This window comes from Blastococcus sp. SYSU DS0552, assembly GCF_054050815.1.
Map to the genome: position 1 here is coordinate 1 of NZ_JBJHAB010000023.1, position 19001 is coordinate 19001.

Annotated in this window: 17 protein-coding genes; 8 read left to right on the forward strand and 9 right to left on the reverse strand. The window is 74.6% G+C overall.

All coding sequences use genetic code 11. The features are described 5' to 3' along the window. Positions 1-174 precede the first annotated feature (174 nt). From ACI8AG_RS18220 to ACI8AG_RS18230, 3 genes are all read left to right on the forward strand, one after another. A complete protein-coding gene (locus tag ACI8AG_RS18220; protein WP_456598131.1) occupies positions 175-1161 on the forward strand; it encodes an anti-sigma factor RsbA family regulatory protein in 987 nt (328 codons plus the stop codon). Positions 1162-1329: 168 nt separating this feature from the next. Further along, positions 1330-2139, forward strand: coding sequence for a CoA transferase subunit A (locus ACI8AG_RS18225; protein ID WP_456590689.1), 810 nt, complete (start codon positions 1330-1332; stop codon positions 2137-2139). After that, entirely contained in the window at positions 2139-2807 is a 669-nt protein-coding gene (locus ACI8AG_RS18230; protein ID WP_456598132.1) for a CoA transferase subunit B, read from the forward strand. The genes ACI8AG_RS18225 and ACI8AG_RS18230 overlap by 1 nt, the downstream gene beginning before the upstream one ends. A gap of 65 nt (positions 2808-2872) precedes the next feature. Here ACI8AG_RS18230 and ACI8AG_RS18235 read toward each other — a convergent pair whose 3' ends face one another. The 6 genes from ACI8AG_RS18235 to pcaH all read right to left on the reverse strand — a co-directional run bounded on the left by ACI8AG_RS18235 (position 2873) and on the right by pcaH (position 7800). Beyond that, positions 2873-3748, reverse strand: coding sequence for a hypothetical protein (locus ACI8AG_RS18235; protein WP_456598133.1), 876 nt, complete (start codon positions 3746-3748; stop codon positions 2873-2875). A 115-nt stretch (positions 3749-3863) separates the two neighbouring features. Further along, on the reverse strand, positions 3864-4268 hold the full coding sequence (pcaC, locus tag ACI8AG_RS18240; protein WP_456590692.1) for a 4-carboxymuconolactone decarboxylase: 405 nt from the start codon (positions 4266-4268) through the stop codon (positions 3864-3866). Next, positions 4265-5044, reverse strand: a complete 780-nt coding sequence (pcaD, locus tag ACI8AG_RS18245; RefSeq protein ID WP_456598134.1) for a 3-oxoadipate enol-lactonase — start codon at positions 5042-5044, stop codon at positions 4265-4267. Before pcaD ends, pcaC begins: the two co-directional genes overlap by 4 nt. After that, positions 5041-6366 carry a 3-carboxy-cis,cis-muconate cycloisomerase gene (pcaB, locus tag ACI8AG_RS18250; RefSeq protein ID WP_456598135.1) on the reverse strand — a complete coding sequence of 442 codons (1326 nt, stop codon included), beginning with the start codon at positions 6364-6366 and terminating at the stop codon, positions 5041-5043. Before pcaB ends, pcaD begins: the two co-directional genes overlap by 4 nt. A gap of 37 nt (positions 6367-6403) precedes the next feature. Then, on the reverse strand, positions 6404-7057 hold the full coding sequence (pcaG, locus tag ACI8AG_RS18255) for a protocatechuate 3,4-dioxygenase subunit alpha (RefSeq protein WP_456598136.1): 654 nt from the start codon (positions 7055-7057) through the stop codon (positions 6404-6406). After that, complete coding sequence (pcaH, locus tag ACI8AG_RS18260) at positions 7054-7800, reverse strand: protocatechuate 3,4-dioxygenase subunit beta (RefSeq protein WP_456598137.1); 747 nt, start codon at positions 7798-7800, stop codon at positions 7054-7056. Before pcaH ends, pcaG begins: the two co-directional genes overlap by 4 nt. A gap of 68 nt (positions 7801-7868) precedes the next feature. Between pcaH and ACI8AG_RS18265 the strand changes: the two genes are divergently transcribed. Together ACI8AG_RS18265 and ACI8AG_RS18270 are read left to right on the forward strand one after the other, a co-directional pair. Then, on the forward strand, positions 7869-8645 hold the full coding sequence (locus tag ACI8AG_RS18265) for an IclR family transcriptional regulator (RefSeq protein ID WP_456598138.1): 777 nt from the start codon (positions 7869-7871) through the stop codon (positions 8643-8645). Positions 8646-8695: 50 nt separating this feature from the next. Beyond that, a complete protein-coding gene (locus ACI8AG_RS18270; RefSeq protein WP_456598139.1) occupies positions 8696-9868 on the forward strand; it encodes a 4-hydroxybenzoate 3-monooxygenase in 1173 nt (390 codons plus the stop codon). Between the two features lie 41 nt (positions 9869-9909). On the opposite strand, the gene ACI8AG_RS18275 is transcribed toward ACI8AG_RS18270, so the two are convergent. After that, positions 9910-11376: a mannitol dehydrogenase family protein gene (locus tag ACI8AG_RS18275; RefSeq protein WP_456598140.1), complete on the reverse strand. Its 1467-nt coding sequence runs from the start codon at positions 11374-11376 to the stop codon at positions 9910-9912. A gap of 141 nt (positions 11377-11517) precedes the next feature. On the opposite strand from ACI8AG_RS18275, the gene ACI8AG_RS18280 reads away from it, so the two are divergent. From ACI8AG_RS18280 to ACI8AG_RS18290, 3 genes are all read left to right on the forward strand, one after another. After that, complete coding sequence (locus ACI8AG_RS18280; protein WP_456598141.1) at positions 11518-13146, forward strand: carboxylesterase/lipase family protein; 1629 nt, start codon at positions 11518-11520, stop codon at positions 13144-13146. A gap of 177 nt (positions 13147-13323) precedes the next feature. Beyond that, positions 13324-14499, forward strand: coding sequence for an acyl-CoA dehydrogenase family protein (locus ACI8AG_RS18285; RefSeq protein ID WP_456590701.1), 1176 nt, complete (start codon positions 13324-13326; stop codon positions 14497-14499). A gap of 6 nt (positions 14500-14505) precedes the next feature. Then, positions 14506-15654: an acyl-CoA dehydrogenase family protein gene (locus ACI8AG_RS18290; protein ID WP_456598142.1), complete on the forward strand. Its 1149-nt coding sequence runs from the start codon at positions 14506-14508 to the stop codon at positions 15652-15654. A 162-nt stretch (positions 15655-15816) separates the two neighbouring features. On the opposite strand, the gene ACI8AG_RS18295 is transcribed toward ACI8AG_RS18290, so the two are convergent. Both ACI8AG_RS18295 and ACI8AG_RS18300 read right to left on the reverse strand, forming a co-directional pair. Continuing rightward, positions 15817-16653, reverse strand: a complete 837-nt coding sequence (locus ACI8AG_RS18295) for an HDOD domain-containing protein (RefSeq protein ID WP_456598143.1) — start codon at positions 16651-16653, stop codon at positions 15817-15819. After that, a complete protein-coding gene (locus tag ACI8AG_RS18300; RefSeq protein WP_456598144.1) occupies positions 16650-18725 on the reverse strand; it encodes a putative bifunctional diguanylate cyclase/phosphodiesterase in 2076 nt (691 codons plus the stop codon). Before ACI8AG_RS18300 ends, ACI8AG_RS18295 begins: the two co-directional genes overlap by 4 nt. Between the last annotated feature and the right edge of the window lie 276 nt (positions 18726-19001).

Genomic DNA, 19001 nt, shown 5'->3' on the forward strand with positions numbered 1-19001 from the left:
CGGCGGGGATGCCCCCCCCCCCCCCCCGCCCCCCCACCCACCCCCCCCCCCCCCCCCCCCCCCCCCCCCCCCCCCCCCCCCCCCCCCCCCGGGGTGCGGGCGCGCCGCGACCGCGTACTGGGCCTACCGTGGAGTACGGACCCGGGGCGACGGACGCGACGAGCAGGGGCACAGGTGGACTGGACGGCAGCGGGTGGCCACGGCCACCCCGCGGCGGAGGGCTTCGCCCACGACGCGCTGCTCTACGACTCCCTGGAGGAGCTCGTCGCCACGGCGGGCCCGTTCCTCCGCGCGGGCCTGGCCGCCGGCGACGCCGCGGTGATCGCCGCCTCGCCCCCGGCCGCCGTCGCGCTGCGCGAGGCGCTGGACGACGAGCGGGTACTGGTCCTCGACCGCGGCGACGCCTACGGGCCGCGGACGCCGGCCGCCATCACCGCCTTCCGCCGGCTGGCCGAGGGCCAGCGGGCCGCCGGGGCGGCGCGGGTCCGGGTGCTCGGCGAGCTGGACTTCGGGACCACGCCGCGCCAGTGGCTCGAGTGGGAGCGCTACGACGCCGTCATCAACGAGGCGCTGCGCGGCTGGGACCTCTGGGGCGTCTGCGCGTTCGACACCCAGCGCCTCCCCGAGCCGGTGCTCGCCACCGCCACCCGCACCCACGCGCACCTGGTGACGCCCGCGAGCCGCACCCCCAACCCCGCGTACACCGAGCCGGCCAGCTACCTGCGCACGCTGCCGGTGCCCGACGAGCCGCTCGAGGCGACGCCGCCGCGGTTCGCGGCCGCCGACGTCGCCGACTTCATCGGCCTGCGGCACGCCGTCGCGGCCCAGCTCGCCGGGGTCGCGGCGCCCGCCGACCTGGTCGAGGACTTCCTGCTCGCCGTGGACGAGATGACCTCCAACGCCGTCCGGCACGGGCTGCCGCCGGTGAGCCTCCGCCTCTGGACCACCGCGGACCGGATCGTGTGCACCATCGCCGACGGTGGGCCGGGCTGGGACGACCCGTTCGCCGGGTACGGGCCGGCGCATGGGTCGGACCTCTCCCGGGGAGGCATGGGGCTGTGGCTGGCCCGGCAGCTCTGCGACCACGTGGACATCTCCGGTGGCGCGCACCACCCCGGCGACGGCGGGGTGCGCGTCCGGCTCACCACCGTCCTGCGCTGAGCCGTCACACCGTTCCCCGTTTCCGTCCAGTGGGGACGGTGGCCGCGCGGCGCACCCGCGGGCCGCGATACTGGGGACCTCGACCGGGCGACGATGGGAGCAGCGTGGTGGATCGGGCGCGCACGGACCACGGACGGATCACCGTCCTCGTGGAACGGGAGGGCTGACGTGGACAAGGTGCTTCCCTCCGCCGCGGAGGCGGTGGCCGACATCCCCGCGGGCGCGACGCTCGCGGTGGGCGGGTTCGGGCTGTGCGGGGTGCCGTACGCGCTGATCGACGCGATCCTCGAGCAGGGCACGGATCAGCTGACGACCATCTCCAACAACTGCGGGGTCGACGACCAGGCCCTCGGCGTGCTGCTCTACGCGGGGCGGATCCGCAAGACGATCAGCTCCTTCGTCGGCGGCAACAAGGAGCTGGCCCGGCTGTACCTGTCCGGCGAGCTGGAGGTCGAGCTGACCCCGCAGGGCACGCTGGCCGAGCGGCTGCGCGCCGGCGGCGCCGGCATCCCCGCCTTCTACACCCCCACCGGCGTCGGCACGCTGGTCGCCGAGGGCGGCATCCCCCTCCGCTACGACGCCGAGGGCACCGTCGTGGAGGTGAGCCGGCCGAAGGAGGTGCGGGAGTTCGACGGGCGGCAGTACGTGCTGGAGACCGCCCTGACCGCCGACTTCGGGCTGGTGCACGCCGCCGTGGGCGACCGGCACGGCAACCTGGTGTTCCACGAGTCGGCGCGCAACTTCAACCCGCTCGCCGGGATGGCCGGGCGGATCACGATCGCCGAGGTCGAGGAGCTCGTCGAGCCCGGCGAGATCACGCCCGAGGACGTGCACCTGCCCGGCGTCTACGTCGACCGCGTGGTGGTCGTCGGCGGCGACCGCAAGCCGATCGAGCGGCGAACGACCCGGCCCCGCACCGACCGCGCGCAGACCCCGGCCGCCGCCGGCGAGGAAGCCACCACCGAGGGAGCACGCTGATGGCCCTGACCCGTGAGCAGCTGGCCGCCCGTGTAGCGCTGGAGCTGGAGGACGGCCAGTACGTCAACCTGGGCATCGGGATGCCCACGCTGGTGCCGAACTACGTGCCCGAGGGCGTGCACGTGGTGCTGCACTCGGAGAACGGCGTCCTCGGCGTCGGCCCCTACCCCTTCGAGGGCGAGGAGGACCCGGACCTGATCAACGCCGGCAAGGAGACCGTCACGCTCCTGCCCGGGGCGAGCTTCTTCGACTCGGCGATGTCGTTCGGCATGATCCGCGGCCAGCACCTGGACGTCGCGGTGCTGGGCGCCATGCAGGTCAACCCCCGCGGCGACCTGGCCAACTGGCTGATCCCCGGCAAGATGGTCAACGGCATGGGCGGGGCGATGGACCTCGTCCACGGCGCCCGCCGGGTGATCATCATGATGGAGCACGTTGCCCGCGACGGGTCGCCGAAGATCATGCAGGAGTGCACCCTGCCGCTGACCGGCAAGGCGTGCGTCGACCGCGTCGTCACCGACCTCGCCGTCATCGACGTCACCGACGGCGGGCTGGTGCTGCGGGAGACGGCGCCCGGGGTCTCCGTCGACGAGGTGGTCGCCGCGACCGGCGCCCCGCTCACCGTCGCCGACGACGTCCGCGAGATGCCGCTGCCCGCCTCCGTCTGAGCCGCGCCGAGTGTCGGCCGGCTGTCGTCTCCCCGGCCGGGAAGCGACAGCGGGCCGACACCCGCTCAGCGGAGCAGGGCCGCGAGGCGGGTCAGGAGCCGGTCGGGGTCGTGCAGGTCGGCGGCGGTCACGAACACCACCGTCCACCCGGCTGCGGTGAGCCGGTTGAGCCGGCGGCGGTCCGCGGCGACCTGCTGCCGCGTCTCCCCGTGCCAGGCGCCCTCGTACTCCACGGCCACCTTCCGGTAAGGCCAGGCGAAGTCGACGCGCGCGACGAACCCCTCGGCGTCCCGGATGCTGAACTGGGCGACGGGGCGGGGCAGGCCCGACCGGTGCAGGAGCAGCCGCAGCCGGGTCTCCTGCGGCGACGCGGCCAGCCCGTCGGCGAGTTCAGCGGCGGCTCGCGCCTGGCGGCAGCCCCTCCCGCGCGCGGCGGCCGCGGTCTCGCGCACCCACGCCAACCGGGTCACCCCGAGGTCGACGAACCGGTCGACCAGCACGACGGCCTCGTCCAGCGGGCCCCTCCCGGCCAGGTCGACGACGGTGAGCTCGGCGCTCGTCAGCGGGATGCCCGCCCGGTGCGCGACGTGTTCTGCCGCGAGGTGACGACGCCGCGCCCGCACACCCGGTTCGCGGCACACGGTCGACCCCGCTGGGACGGTGAGCTCGACGTCGTCGAGGGGTCCGGCGAGGGGCAACCCCCACAGGACCGCCGCGCTCTTCCCGCTCACCACCGCGCCGGGTACCAGCAGCTGAGCCGCCGCGCCGGCTCGGAGGGCGTGCGTGACCGGAAGCGCGGCGCAGGCGTAGACGTCACGGAACAAGCGCTGCCACGCGGGGCCACGCAGCTGGCCGCGGCTGAGCGTGCCGGCCGCGACCGCGCTGGAGCCACGGAAGACACGTCCGCGCAGCTCGACCGGGCGATGGGGCGGGACGGGCACGCGCAGAAGCGTGGCCGACCGCGCGGCAGCGCGCTGACGCCGTCCACAGCCGGGCTGCGGGTGTCGGCCGGTGGTCGTCTCCGGGGCGCGGAGACCACCACCGGCCGACGGTCGATCAGGCGGACGTGCCGCGGAGCTCGGCGAGGATCGGGCCGGCCACCTTGAAGGCGTGGTTGGCCGCGGGCACCCCGGCGTAGACGGCGGCGTGCTGGATGACCTCGGCGATCTCCTCGTCGGAGAGCCCGTTGTTCACGGCCGCGCGCACGTGCAGGGCGAACTCCTCCCAGTGCCGCAGCGCGATGGTGATCGACAGCGTCATCAGGCTGCGGTCCCGGCGGGCCAGCCCGGGGCGCTGCCAGAGGTCGCCCCACGCGGTGCGGGTGATGAAGTCCTGGAAGTCCGCGGTGAACGGGGTGGTGGCGGCGACGGCGCGGTCCACGTGCGCGTCGCCCAGCACCTCGCGGCGGGTGCGCATGCCGGCCTCGCGGCGGGCGGCGTCGGTGTCGGGCAGCTCGCTCATCGGGCGCCTCCGGCGGCGTCGAAGTGGCGGAGCAGCGCGCCGGTGACCTCCGCCGCGCGCTCCAGGTTGCCCAGGTGGGCGGCCGGGCTGAGCGTGAGCAGCCCCGCCCCGGCGATGCCCGCGGCGATCGCCTCCTGGTGCGGGGGCGGCAGCGCCGGGTCCTCGGCGCCGGAGACGACGAGCGTCGGGGCGGTGATGCGCCGCAGGTCCTCGCGCAGGTCGATGCCGCCGACCACCTCGCAGCACGCGGCGTAGCCCTCGTCGTCGGCGCCGGCCACCATCGCCTCGAGCCGGGCCACGAGGTCGGGGTGCTGCGCGGCGAAGCCCGGGGTCAGCCAGCGGGAGACCACCGTCGGGGCGAAGCCGGCGGTGCCTTCGGCGCGGGCCTGCGCGGCCCGGTCGAGGAAGCCCTGAGGCTCGGTCCTCGCCGAGCTGAACAGCACGGCCAGTCCCTGCACGCGGGAGGGCTCGCGGGCCGCCATCCGCATGCCGACCATGCCGCCGAGCGAGACCCCGGCGACGTGCGCCCGCTGCGCCCCGAGCCGGTCGAGCAGCGCCAGGACGTCGTCGACCAGGTCGTCGAGGGAGTACGGCCCGGCCGGCGCGGGTGACTCGCCGTGGCCGCGGCCGTCGTAGGTGACCACCCGGAACCGCTCGGCCAGCGCGGGTACCTGCGGGTCCCACATCGCGCGGGCCGCGCCCAGGGAGTTGGACAGGACGACCACGGGCGCGTCAGCGGGTCCGGTGACGGTGTGGGCGACGGGGACGGCGCTCATCGGGCTCCCTCGGTGAGGTGGGTGTGCTCGGCCAGGACCTCGTCGACCTGTGCGCCCGCCTCGCCGACGTCCGGCCGTGCGCCGAGCAGTGCGGCGAGGTCGACGTCGTCCCGGCCGGCCACCACGTCGGCCAGCGGCCGCCCGGTGGCCTCGGCCTCCCGCACGGCGGCCGCCGCCTCGTCGTGCGCCGCGTCGCGGCCGAGCAGCGGGGTCAGGGCGTCGGCGAGCGCCCCGGCGAGCTCCGGGTCGCGGGCCGCGGCCACCGTCGCCGCCATGCGGGCGGGGTCGGGGCGCAGGCCGGCGAGGCTCTCGACCAGCCAGGCCGCGGCCGAGCCGACCGTCGACAGCAGGTCGGTCAAGGCGGGCCACTCGCTGTGCCAGGCGCCGGCGGCGCGCTCGTGCTCCTGCTCCATCGCACCCAGCAGGGTGGCCACGAGGCCGGGAGCCCGCCGGGCGCAGGCGCGGGCGGAGATGGCTGCGACAGGGTTGCGCTTGTGCGGCATGGCGGACGAGCCGCCCCGGCCGGCGCCGGTCTCGGCGACCTCGGCCACCTCGCTCTGCGCGAGCAGCACGACGTCGACGGCCACGGTGGCCAGCACGCCGGCGGTGGCGCCGAGCGCGCCGGCCAGGTCGGCGACCGGCAGCCGCACGGTGTGCCAGGGGGCGGCGGTGGCGACCAGCCCGAGCTCGGCGGCGAGCGCTGCCCGCAGCGCCGTCCCCGACCCGTCGGCGGCGGCCAGGGTGCCGACCGCCCCGCCGTACTGGACCGGCAGCGACGCCACGACCTCCGCCAGCCGCAGCCGGGCGCCGTCCAGCCCGCTGAGCCAGCCGGCGGCCTTCAGGCCGAAGGTGGTGGGCAGCGCCTGCTGCAGAAGGGTGCGTCCCATGAGGACGTCGTCGCGGTGGGCCCGGGCCAGCCCGGCCGCCGCCTCGGCCGCGAGCGCGAGATCACGGTCGATCGCGGCGATGGCCCGGCGGCTCATGAGCACCAGCGCGGTGTCGACGACGTCCTGGCTGGTGGCGCCGACGTGGACGGCCACCGCATGGCGCTCCCCCACCGCGGCCCGCAGCACCCGCACCAGCGGCGGCACCGGGTTGCCGGCGTCGGCGGCGTGCGCGACCACGGAGGCCAGGTCGAGGGCCGCGGGTTCCGCGCAGGCACGCGTGACCGCATCGGCGGCCGTGGCGGGCACCAGCCCCGTCGCCGCGGCGGCGCGCGCCAGGGCGGCCTCCACGTCGAGGAGCGCGTCGAACCAGGCGGAGTCGGAGACGGCGGTCGCCGCGCCGCCGCGGGCGAAGGTCGCGCTGAAGAGACCGGTCACGTCCCGTTCCTACCGCGTCGAGGACCCTCGGGCGGGCTCATACCGCGAAGAACACCGTCTCGCGCTCGCCCTGCAGGTGGACGTCGAAGCGGTAGCCGTCACCGCCCGGGGCGGCGAGCAGCGTCTGCCGCGCGGCCTCGTCGGGCAGCGAGCGCAGCACGGCGTCCTCGGCGTTCGCCTCGGCCTCGTCGGCGAAGTAGATGCGGGTGACCACCCGGTCGAGCAGCCCACGGGCGAACACCGAGACGTCGATGTGCGGCGCCTGCAGCCCGCCCTCGCCGTCGGGCACCCGGCCCGGCTTGAGGGTGAACACCGAGAACTCCCCGGTGATCGTCTGCGCGCGGGCGTAGCCGCGGAAGCCCGGGTAGGACGCCGCGCCGCGGGGGTCCTCGGGCGAGGGGAACCGGCCGTCGGGATCGGCCTGCCAGGTCTCGATCATGGCGTCGGGCACGACCTCACCGGCGCCGTCGAACACGCGACCGCGCAGCCAGAAGCCGCCCGGGGTGCCCTCGGCGGCGGCGAACTCGCCGTCGGGCCAGGTGAGCCCGATGGCGAGGTAGGGGCCGACGGTCGCGCTCGGCGTGGTGCCCAGCCGGAACGGGCCGGTGAGGAAGCCGCTGCCGCGCTGCCCGGAGCGCGGCTGGAAGGGGGTGGGCGGGTCCGGCGGGACGTCCAGCGGGTTCACGGTCACGCGACATCTCCGTCGTCGTCGGTCTCGAACGGCGTCTGGTCGGTCCCACGCAGCACGATGTCCCACTCGAAGGCCAGCGCCCAGTTGTCCTGGGTGCGCTCGAGGGAGAACCGGCTGATCGCCCGGTGCCGCGCCGCCGGCGGGATGGAGTTGAAGATGGGGTCCTGGCCGAACAGCGGGTCGTCCGGGAAGTACATCTGGGTGACCAGCCGCTGGGTGAAGGCGCGGCCGAAGAGGCTGAAGTGGATGTGCGCGGGGCGCCAGGCGTTGTGGTGGTTCCCCCACGGGTAGGCGCCGGGCTTGATCGTCAGGAACTCGTACCGGCCGAGGCTGTCGGTCACGACCCGGCCGAGACCGTCGAAGTGCGGGTCCAGCGGCGCGGGCCAGTTGTCGACGACGTGCCGGTAGCGGCCGGACGCGTTGGCCTGCCACACCTCTACGAGCGCGTCGGGCACCGGGCGGCCGTCGCTGTCCAGCACGCGGCCGTGGACGAGGATCCGCTGGCCCATCGCCTCGCCCCCGTTGCGCAGGGTGAGGTCGGCGTCGTGCGGGAGCACGCGGTCCTCGCCGAGCACCGGACCGGTGACCTCGGTGAGCCGGTGCGGCAGGTCCACCGGCGTCCGCAGGGGGGCCCGCAGGGCGGTGCTCCGGTAGCCGGGGAAGCCCACGGGGGTGCGCACCGCGGCGTCCTCGCGCAGGTACCGCGGCAGGTGCAGGCCGTCGGCGGACGTGGTCCCGGTCATGGCCGGACGGTACGGCCGCCCGGCTACGCTCCCAAGTCCAGCTTTCCACTGGACGGGAGACGAGCAGCATGGCCGGTCGCAGCGCCACCCCGGGACGGTCGGTCACCTCGCGGGCGCTGGGGATCCTCGACGCCTTCGACAGCCGCACGCCGCGACTGTCCCTCTCGGAGATCGCCGACCGCTCGGGCACGCCGCTGACCACCGCCCACCGGCTGCTCGGCGAGCTGACCGACTGGGGCGCGCTGATCCGCCGCCCCGACGGCCGCTACGAGATCGGCCGCAAGCTCTGGGACCTCGGCCTGCTGGCCCCGGTCCAGCTCGAGCTCCGCCAGGTCGCCGCCCCGTTCCTCCTGGACCTGCACACCACCACCCGCGACACCGTGCACCTGGCCGTCCGGGAAGGGCTGCACGCGCTCTACGTCGACCGGGTCTCGGGCCGGGAGTCGGTGCCGGTGGTCAGCCAGGTCGGCAGCCGGCTGCCGCTGCACGCCACGGGCGTGGGCAAGGTGCTGCTGGCCGCCGCTCCCGACGACGTGGTCGACCAGGCGCTGCGCTCGCTGCGACCGCTCACCCGGCACACCGTCACCGATCCGGCGAGGCTCACCCGCGAGCTGGCCGAGATCCGGCGCCGCCGCTACGCCCGCACCTGCGAGGAGATGTCGCCGGGCACGGCCTCCGTCGCGGTGCCGGTGCAGGTGGAACGGGAGAGCGGACCGCTGGCCGTCGCCGCGCTGGGCATCGTGGTGCCCCCGCACCGGCGCGACGTCGCCCGTCTGGTCCCCGCCCTGGAGATGGCGGCCCGCGGGATCGGTCGCGAGCTCGCCCGCTCACACGAATTCCACTGACCGGAAGGCTCGGGTCCCGGGGAGCCCGGGAGGGAGCCACACTCGTCGGCGTGCGCACCCAGGTAGGCATCATCGGCGCCGGCCCCGCCGGCCTCCTGCTGTCCCGGCTGCTCGCGCTGCAGGGCATCGACTCGGTCGTCCTGGAGAACCGCTCCCGGGAGTACGTGGAGGCACGCATCCGGGCCGGGATCCTCGAGCAGCACACGGTCGACACCCTGACCGCCGCCGGGCTGGGCGACCGGCTGCACCGGGAGGGCCTGGAGCACCGGGGCATCCACCTCCAGTACCCGGGCACCCGCCACCAGCTGGACTTCCCCTCGCTGTGCGACCGCACGGTGTGGGTCTACGGCCAGACGGAGGTCACGAAGGACCTCATCGCCGCGCAGCTGGCCGGCGGCCCGCCGCTGCTGTTCGAGGTCTCCGACGTCGCGGTCGAGGACGTCGACACCGACTCCCCGCGGGTCCGGTTCACCGACTCCGACGGCGTGGCGCAGGTGCTCGAGTGCGACGTCGTGGCGGGCACCGACGGGTTCCACGGCGTCTCCCGGCCGGTCGTGCAGGCCGGCCCCGGCGCGCGCACGTGGGAGCGCACCTACCCCTACGCCTGGCTCGGCATCCTGGCCGACGCCGCACCGGCCACCGACGAGCTGATCTACGCCTGGCACCCGGAGGGGTTCGCGCTCTACTCGATGCGCTCCCCCAGGGTCTCCCGGCTCTACCTCCAGGTCGACCCCGCCGAGAAGATCGAGGACTGGTCCGACGACCGGATCTGGGACAACCTCTCCCGCCGGTTCGCCCTGGACGGCTGGGAGATCAACACCGGCACGGTGACCGAGAAGTCGATCCTGCCGATGCGCTCGTTCGTCAGCGCACCCATGCGCCGAGGCCGGCTCTTCCTGGCCGGGGACGCCGCGCACATCGTCCCGCCGACCGGCGCCAAGGGGCTCAACCTCGCCGTCGCCGACGTGACGCTGCTCGCGCAGGCGCTGGTGCGACTGCTCGCCGAGAAGCAGACGGACCTGGTCGACAGCTACTCCGACCGGGCGCTGACCCGCGTCTGGCGGTCCACCCACTTCTCCTGGTTCATGACCTCGATGCTGCACACCTCCGGTGACGACTTCGACGCCCAGCTGCAGCTGTCCCAGCTGCGCCGGGTCTGCTCCTCGGAGGCCGCGGCCCGCGAGCTCGCCGAGAACTACACCGGGCTGCCGATCGAGCACTGACCCCGCCCCCGGGAGCCGGCCGCCGGCCCGGGCGCCGACCCTCAGGCGAGGTCGGCGAGGGCCGCCCGGACACCGTGGCCACGCAGCGCGAGGCGCGCGGCGCGGTAGGCAGCGGCGAAGCGGGCGTCGTCCACGAGATCCCCGAACAGGGTGCGGTCGGCGACGAAGGCGAGCGGGTCCGCCGCCTTCGCCGCGGCGACCAACCCGTCACGGCGGGAGTCCACGACCTCCAGCGGGCGCCCCTCCTCGTCCGGGCCCTCCAGGGAGCGGGCCCAGGCGGCCAGCACGAGGACGCAGCGGCGGATCTCGCCGCCCGAGGCGAGGTTCGTCCGCAGCACCGGCAGCAGGAACTGCGGGATCCGGTCGGAGGCCTCGGCGCGGATGCGGTCGAGCGTGTCGGCGATCGCCGGGCTGGCGAACCGCTCCAGCAGCGACTGCCGGTACCGCTCCAGGTCGATGCCGGGAACAGGGCGCAGGGTCGGCGCGGCCTCCTCGCGCAGGTAGCCCTCCAGCAGCCGGCGGAACAGCGGATCGGCGCAGGCCTCGTGGACGTACCGCAGGCCCGCCAGCCGACCGGTCTGCGCGAGCACCTGGTGCCCGGCGTTGAGCAGCCGCAGCTTCGTGAGTTCGTAGGGCGCGACGTCGTCCACGAGCTGGACGCCGACCTCCTCCAGCGGCGGGCGGCCGCAGGCGAAGGAGTCCTCCTGCACCCACTGCATCCACGGCTCGCACACCACCGGCCACCGGTCCTCGATGCCGAACCGGTCGGCCAGCCGGGCCCGGTCGGCATCCGTGGTGACCGGCGTGATCCGGTCGACCATCGAGTCCGGGAAGGGCCCCTCCCGGGCCACCCACTCCCCCAGCTCCGGGTCCCGCAGCCGGGCGAAGGCCGCGAAGCTCCCCCGCGCCAGCCGACCGTTGCCCGGGATGTTGTCGCAGGAGACGACCGTGAACGGCGGGAGCCCGCGGGCGCGCCGGCGCACCAGCGCCTCGACGACCAGGCCGAACGAGGTCCGCAGCGCGGCACCCGGCCGCAGGTCGTGGACCACGCCGGGGTCGGTCCCGTCGAACTCCCCGGTCACCGCCGAGGCGTTGTAGCCGCCCTCGGTGACGGTCAGGGTGACGACGCGGACGGCAGGGTCGGCCATCCGCTCCACCACCGCGTCGGGGTCGTCGGGGGCGAACAGGTACTCGACGAGCGAGCCGACCACCCGCGCCTCCTCGGTGCCGTCGGGATGCCGCACCACCAGCGTGTAGAGGCAGTCCTGGGCGGCCATCGCCTCGGCCATGCGCCGGTCGGCCGGGAGGACGCCGACGCCGCAGATCCCCCAGTCGAGCGCCCGCCCCTGCTCCATGAGGCGGTCCAGGTACATCGCCTGGTGGGAGCGGTGGAAGCCGCCCACCCCGAGGTGCACGATCCCGACGCGCAGCCGGCCCCGGTCGTAGGACGGCGTGGAGACCGGTGGGCCCAGCGTGCCGCGGGTGCGCTCGGTCAGGGGAACGGCCACGCACTGCCCATTCCCCGGGAGCGATCCGGGTAACGGCACCCGGCCGATCACCTCGGCGCCCCGCTCGCGGGACCTCGCGCTACCGTGCGCGCATGGTGGCGTAGCTCACACCGGGTGGGCTCGCCGACCGCAGGAGGTCCCGTGCGCACCCACGTCCCCCGATCCTTCCGCCGTTCGCTGCTCGCCGTCGCCGCGGGCGCGGCTCTCACCGCCGGCGCCCTCGCCGCCGCTGGGCCGGCCGGCGCCGCACCCGATCCCGCGCCCCTGGTCGTGCCGACCACGGAGGGCGCCGTCGAGGGCACCTCGACCGGGAACTACCGGCTGTTCCAGGGCATCCCGTTCGCCGCCCCGCCGGTGGGCGAGCTCCGTTTCCGCCCGCCGGCACCGGCACAGCCCTGGCAGGGCGTCCGGGACGCCACGGCACCCGGCAGCCCCTGCCCACAGGAACCGAGCGCCACCAACCCCTGGTCGTCGGTCGACGAGGACTGCCTCTACCTGAACGTCACGACCCCCTCGGGGCTGGACAGCCAGCGGCGGAACCTGCCGGTCATGGTCTGGATCCACGGCGGGTCCTGGCGGACCGGCACGGGCGCGGCCTACGACGCCGCGAAGCTCGCCGTCGAGGGCGACGTCGTCGTGGTGACGATCAACTACCGGCTCGGCCCGCTGGGCTTCATGGCCCAGGAGGACCTCTCGCGGGAGAACGGGGACGTCGCCTCCGGGAGCGCCGGGCTGCTCGACCAGCAGGCGGCGCTGCGCTGGGTGGAGCGCAACATCCGCGCCTTCGGCGGCAACCCGGGGCGGGTCACCATCTTCGGCGAGTCCGCCGGCGGCTCGGCGGTCTGCGCCCAGCTCACCTCGCCGACCGCGCGAGGTCTGTTCGACCGGGCCATCGCGCAGAGCTACAGCTGCACGACCCCGTACGACACCCTGGAGACGGCCGAGGCCACGGGCGCCTCGGTCGCGGAGGCCGTCGGCTGCGCCAGTGCGGCGGACGTCGCCGTGTGCCTGCGGGCCACGCCGGTGCAGGAGCTGCTCACCGCCTGGCCGGGCGGCTCCTTCGTCGTCGGCGGATCGGCGCTGCCGGTGCAGCCGGCCGAGGCGATCGCGGCCGGCGACCACGCGCGCGTGCCGGTCATGCACGGCAACCTCAGCGACGAGAACACCTTGTTCACGCCGCTGAACCCGGCCGTGGCAGCGCTGGCGAACGACGCCGACGGCTTCACCGAGGCCGATTACCGGGTCGTCCTCGGCAGCGTCTTCGGCGAGGGCGCCGGAGCCGTCCTGGCGCAGTACCCGGCGAGCGCCTACCCCTCACCGCTGCGCGCCCTGGCCGCCGTCAACAGCGACGCCGACAGCGCGCTGTCGACGTGCGAGCACGTCGACGCCTACGACACGCTGGCCCGTCCCCCGGTGCCGGCCCCGGTGTTCGCCTACCAGTTCCGCGACGAGACGGCCGACCCGCTGCTGGACTTCCCGTACCCGGCGTACCCGGAGGACGCGCAGCACGCGACCGAGCTGCCGTACCTGTTCCCGGGGCTGTTCGGCGACGGGCTGGACGCCGAGCAGGAGCAGCTGTCCACGGCGATGGTGCGCTACTGGACGAACTTCGCGGCCCACGGCAACCCCAACGGCCCCGGCGTCCCGACGTGGACCCGGTACCGGGCCCCGGCCGACGTCCAGGGCCTGGACATCGCCTCCGACGGGGGGATCGGCCCGGTCGACGTCGCCGCCGAGGCCGACTGCGCGTTCTGGTCGACCCTGTCCTAGAGCGCGGGCAGCGGCACCGGTTCCCGGGGGGAGTCCTCCCCGGGAACCGGTGCCGCCCGCTTTTCGCCCCGCCGGGGGTGCCGCATCTACTGGCCGGTACCGCATGTGGGATCGTCCGAGGCACACGTCGAGACGGCGCGCGCGATGACGAGTGCCGCCGTCAGGAAATGAGGACCGATGCGGTTGCAGCTGTCCCCGGAGCTCGAGGCATTCCGGGAGGAGATGCGGACCTTCTTCACCACCCAGGTGCCGCAGGAGATCCGCGACAAGGTCACGTCCCACCGGCACGTGACCAAGGAGGAGTACGTCGAGGCCCAGCGCGCGCTCAACGCCGCGGGCCTGGCCGTGCCCCACTGGCCGGTCGAGTGGGGCGGCCGGGACTGGACGCCCCTGCAGCGCCACATCTGGCGCGAGGAGATGCAGCTGGCCGGCGTCCCCGAGCCGCTGGCCTTCAACACCAGCATGATCGGCCCGGTCATCGCCGCCTTCGGCAACCAGGAGCAGAAGGAGCGCTTCCTCGCCAAGACGGCGAACCTCGACATCTGGTGGTGCCAGGGCTTCTCCGAGCCCGACGCCGGCTCCGACCTCGCCTCGCTGCGCACCACCGCCGTCCGCGACGGCGACGACTGGGTGGTCAACGGGCAGAAGACCTGGACGACCCTGGGCCAGCACGCCGACTGGATCTTCTGCCTGGTCCGCACCGACCCGACCGCGGAGAAGAAGCAGCGCGGCATCTCGATGCTGGTCTTCCCGATGGACACCCCCGGCGTCACGCTCCGCCCCATCGAGCTCATCGACGGCGGCTTCGAGGTCAACGAGGTGTTCTTCGAGGACGTGCGCGTCCCCGCCGAGAACCTCATCGGCGAGGAGAACCGCGGCTGGGACTACGCCAAGTTCCTCCTCGGCAACGAGCGCGTCGGCATCGCCCGCGTGGGCGCGACCAAGAAGATGCTCGCCCAGGCGAAGGACTACGCCCGCGAGATCACCGTCGACGGCCGCCCGCTGCTGGAGGACCCGTTCATGGCCCGGCGGATCGCCGAGATCGAGAACGAGGTGGTGGCCCTGGAGCTCACCGCGCTGCGCGTCGTCGCCAACTCCGCCGACGGCAAGCCGCACCCGGCCTCGTCGGTGCTCAAGCTCAAGGGGTCGGAGCTGCAGCAGGCCGCCACCGAGCTGCTGGTCGACATCGCCGGCCCGCTCTCGGTCGCCTCGTTCGCCGAGGAGGGCTCCGACGTGCCGGACTGGGCGCGCGTCGCGACGCCGCACTACCTGAACTACCGGAAGGTCTCCATCTACGGAGGCTCCAACGAGGTTCAGCGCACCATCATCGCCGGCACGATCCTGGGGCTGTGATCTGACGTGAACTTCGACTTCGACAGCGAGCAGAACGACCTGCGGGAGGCCGTGCGCGGCCTGCTGGCGCGCACGTACGCCGACAGCGAGCAGCGTCGCAAGGTGGTCGCGAACGACCCGGGCTTCGACGAGAAGACCTGGTCGCGGCTGGCCGAGATGGGGCTGCTCGGTCTGCCCTTCGCCGAGGAGCACGGCGGCATGGGCGCCGGGCCGATCGAGGTGGCGATCGTCGCCGAGGAGATGGGCCGGGTCATCGCCCCGGAGCCGTTCATCGAGGCGGTCGTGCTGGCCGGTGGGCTGATCGCCGCCGTCGGCACCGACGAGCAGAAGGGCGAGCTCCTCGCGGCCATCGCCGAGGGCACCTGCGTGCCGGCCTTCGCCCACGCGGAGATCGGCACGCGGTGGAGCGCGTCGGCGTCGGCGGTCATCGCCGCGCAGTCCGGCGACGGGTGGACCCTGACCGGCGTCAAGGAGCCGGTGCCCACCGGCGCCCGCGCCGACGTCCTGGTCGTCTCCGCCGCGGTGGACGGCGGCACGGGGCTGTTCGTGGTGCAGGGCGACGCCGCGGGTCTGACCCGCACCGGCTACCGCACCCACGACGGCACCCGCGCCGCCAACGTCCGCTTCGACGGCACCCCGGCGGCCCTGCTCGGTACCGGCGGAGACCAGACGGCCGCGATCGAGCGGGCGCTGGCCGAGGCGCGCATCGCCTACAGCCACGAGGCGATCGGGGCGATGGACACCGCGCTGCGGATCACCGCGGAGTACCTCAAGACCCGCAAGCAGTTCGGGGTCACGCTCAACAAGTTCCAGGCGCTCACCTTCCGCGCGGCGGACATGTACGTGTCCCTGGAGCTGGCCCGGAGCACCGCGCTGTGGGCGTCGATGGTCACGGACGCCGGCGGCGACGTCGTCTCCGCCGCCGACCGGGCCCGGCTGCAGACCAGCCGCGCCGGCCGGCACGTCGGCAAGGAGGCCATCCAGCTGCACGGTGGCATCGGCGTGACGGCGGAGTACTCCGTCGGGCACTACACCAGCCGGCTCACCGCCATCGACCACCTGCTCGGCGACGGCGACTTCGCCGCCGCCCGGCTGGCCCGCACCGTGGGCGAGCGGGAGACCGTCGACCCGCTGGGCGCGCCCTACGCGGTCTGAAGAAACACCCCCTGCCCCCCCACCGCTCGCACGCTCGCAGCGGGGCCCTGCAGGGGGCCGGCGGAGCCCCGTCCCCCATCCCGGGGGGCGGGGCTCCGCCGCGTGGCCCCCTCCCGGCTCCCGCCCTGAGCCTGCGAAGGGTGGGGAGGAGGGGGTCCTCTTTCAGTCGCCGAGCATCGCCCGGCGGAGCTCGTCGGCATCGGCCCGGACGGAGTCGAGCACCGGCACCAGGTCGTCCTCGCGCACCTGCCCGCAGGTGAGCCGCACGATCGGCACCGCCTCGTAGTCCTCGGTGGTCAGGCGCGCGGCGACCTCGAAGGCGGCGCGCAGCAGGCCACCCTCGACCGATGTGAGGTCGTCGACCTGGTTGAGCCGGTTGGTCATGCTGTGCGGGAAGCCCCACTGCTCGAGGGCGACGGCGGTCAACCGCACGCTGTTGATGCCGTAGCGGTGCAGCTCGGCGGTGCGCCGCGCGGCGAAGGCCGGGTGCTCGGCCACCAGCGCCCCGTAGCCCTCGGGGTCGTTGTGGTGCAGGAGCGCCGCACCCATCTGGGCGAGCAGGCCCACGCAGAGCGCCTCCTGCGAGCGCTCACCGAACCGCTGGGCCAAGGTCGAGGCCGCCAGCGCCAGGCAGCTCGTGACGTCCCAGAAGTTCTCCGGGAGCCGCGACTCGTCGTCCAGCTCCGTGAGCGCGACGGTCGCCATCGTCCGGACGGTGGTGAAGCCGACCACCGTCACGGCGAACTGCAGCGAGGTGACCCGTCCGCGCATGCCGAAGTAGGCGGAGTTGGCCAGCTTCATCACCCGGCCGGCCAGGGCGACGTCGGACGCCAGGATGTGGGAGAGCGCCTTCGCGCTGGTGTCGTCGGAGTTGGCGACCGACACGATCTGCGCCGCCACGGGGCGCTGGGCCGCCATCGTGTCGATGCCCGCGAGCACCTTCTCCAGGTCGAAGACGGGGGGCACCGCCGCCCGGGCCGGCAGCGGGGTCACGGTCATCGGGCGCACGCTCCGTGGGTCGCGAACCAGGCGGCGGTGTCCGCTCCGGTCATGGGTGGGCAGAGGCTGAAGCCCTGCAGGTAGGTGGCACCCAGCCGGCCGAGCTCGGTCGCCTGCTCCGGGGTCTCGACGCCCTCGGCCACGGTGCTCAGGTTGAGGCTGCGGGCCAGTGCGATGACCGCGGAGGCGATCTCGGTGTGGCCGTGCGCCAGCTCCGCCACGAAGGAGCGGTCCACCTTCAGGCAGTCCACCGGCAGGTGCCGGAGGTAGGCCAGCGACGAGTAGCCGGTGCCGAAGTCGTCGATCGCCAGCTCGACGCCCTGGTCGCGCAGCTGGTGCAGGGTCACCCGGGCCGAGTCGGGGTCCTGCATCAGCGCCGACTCGGTGATCTCCACGGAGATCCGGGACGCGTCCAGCCCGTGCCGCCGGAGAGCGTCGGCCACCTGCGGAGGGAGGTTGGCATCCAGCTGCAGGGCCGAGACGTTGACGTTCGCCCGGGGCGGCGCGGCGCCCCCCATGCGGCGGTCCCACTCCGCCAGCTGCCGGCAGGTCTCGTCGAGCACCAGCAGCCCCAGGCCGGCGATCAACCCGCTCTCCTCCGCCAGCGGCACGAACACCGCCGGGCTGATCGGGCCGCGCTCGGGGTGCGTCCACCGCGCCAGGGATTCGACGGCGACCGGGCGGCCGTCCTCGGTGCTGAAGATCGGCTGGTAGAGCAGCGTGATGTCGCGCCGCTCGATGGCGTCCCGCAGCTCGGCGACCAGGCGCAGCTTGTCGCGGGCCTCCTCGCGCGCCCGCTGGTCCAGCACGGTGATCCGCCCCTTGCCCCCGGCCTTGGCCTGGTACATGGCGATGTCGCAGTCCCGGATCAGCTCCTCGGCGCCGGTGTGCTCCTCGGTCTGGACGGTGACCCCGACGCTCGCATAGGGGCGGACGTCGACGCCCCCGAGCCGCACCGGCCGGGCCAGCTCGGCCGTGATCCGCTCGGCGAGCGCGACCGCGGCCGTCTGGTCGACCTCCTCGCAGACGACCACGAACTCGTCGCCACCGAACCGCGCCACCAGGTCTCCGGGGCGGACCACCGACCGCAGCCGGCTGGCGACCTCGGTGAGCAGCTCGTCGCCGGCGGTGTGCCCGAGCGAGTCGTTGACGACCTTGAAGTTGTCCAGGTCGAGGAACAGGCAGGCCAGGGTTCCGGCGCCCGGCACGAACCGCTCGGCGACGTACTGCGCCAGCAGCGTCCGGTTCGGCAGCCCGGTCAGCGGGTCGTGGTTGGCCTGGTGGGCCAGCGTGGCCTCGAACGCGAGCCGGTCGGTGATGTCCTCGATCGTGCCGACGAATCCCGCGCCCACGCCCGGGGTGAACAGGTGGGCGAATCGGATGACGGTCGTGCGCACGGTGCCGTCGTCGCGGAGCAGGCGGGCCTGCGCCTCGACCTCCTCGCCGTCCAGCGCCGCCGAGACCTGCTCGATCACCGTGTCGAGGTCGTCCTCGTGCACCGTGGCCATCCAGCCGGTGCCCAGCAACTCCTCGGCGCGACGGCCGACGAGGCTGCAGAACGCGTCGTTGACGTGGGCCAGCCGCATGCCCTGCTCGGAGAGCAGCGTCGGCACCGGCGACCGTTCGGTGAGCGTGGAGAAGCGGCGCTCGTGGGCGTCCGCGGTCGCCCGCAGCGCGCGCTCCTGCTCGTTGGCCGTGTCGACGATGCGCACGGTCCACATCCCGCCCCGGGGCGAGGGCGTCGTGGTCACCTGGGCCTCGATGGCGGCGCCGCTCGCCGTGCGGACGGGCAGCGTCATCCGGGCCGTCCGCTCCCGCCGCAGCAGCAGCTTGAGCTCCCCGCCCCCGAGGCTGGGGAACAGGTGCTCGACGGGGAGCGCGCGGAGATCGTCCAGGCCGTAGCCCAGCAGTTCCACGGCGCCGACGTTGCCCCAGCTGACCCTGGGGCGCCCGGCCACCATCTCGGCGACCACGATGGCGAGGGTGTCGCTGACGGTGGCGCTGTAGAAGACCGAGGTCACGATCTCCGGTGGGACGCGGTCGTCGCCGGGCCGGTTCATGCTGACGGACACGGTCCTCCCCTCCCGCGGCGCGGACGTCCATGTCCGCTCCGACAGGAGACCTTCGGCGGGTCGGGGGGGTGGTCTGCACCCGGCAACGGGGCGTAGCCCCCCGTCGGGGGGAGGGACACACGGTCGGTCACCGCGCGGCCGGGCTGCGGACGTGCCGTGCCTCACACTCACGGAGCCGGGCACCGCGACCCGGCGTCAGCAGGCAAGATCCGTCCAACCAACCGAGCACCGCGCACGACCCCAGCACTGGCGAGCAGGCGACGAGGCCTGCCCACC

What these genes read in the sequence shown, in the direction of transcription:
- ACI8AG_RS18265 (WP_456598138.1), top strand. Translation starts at nt 7,869, where the DNA reads ATGGCCGGTCGCAGCGCCACCCCGGGACGGTCGGTCACCTCGCGGGCG.
- pcaH (WP_456598137.1), bottom strand. Translation starts at nt 7,800, where the DNA reads ATGACCGGGACCACGTCCGCCGACGGCCTGCACCTGCCGCGGTACCTG.
- ACI8AG_RS18285 (WP_456590701.1), top strand. Translation starts at nt 13,324, where the DNA reads ATGCGGTTGCAGCTGTCCCCGGAGCTCGAGGCATTCCGGGAGGAGATG.
- ACI8AG_RS18230 (WP_456598132.1), top strand. Translation starts at nt 2,139, where the DNA reads ATGGCCCTGACCCGTGAGCAGCTGGCCGCCCGTGTAGCGCTGGAGCTG.
- ACI8AG_RS18295 (WP_456598143.1), bottom strand. Translation starts at nt 16,653, where the DNA reads ATGACCGTGACCCCGCTGCCGGCCCGGGCGGCGGTGCCCCCCGTCTTC.
- pcaC (WP_456590692.1), bottom strand. Translation starts at nt 4,268, where the DNA reads ATGAGCGAGCTGCCCGACACCGACGCCGCCCGCCGCGAGGCCGGCATG.
- pcaD (WP_456598134.1), bottom strand. Translation starts at nt 5,044, where the DNA reads ATGAGCGCCGTCCCCGTCGCCCACACCGTCACCGGACCCGCTGACGCG.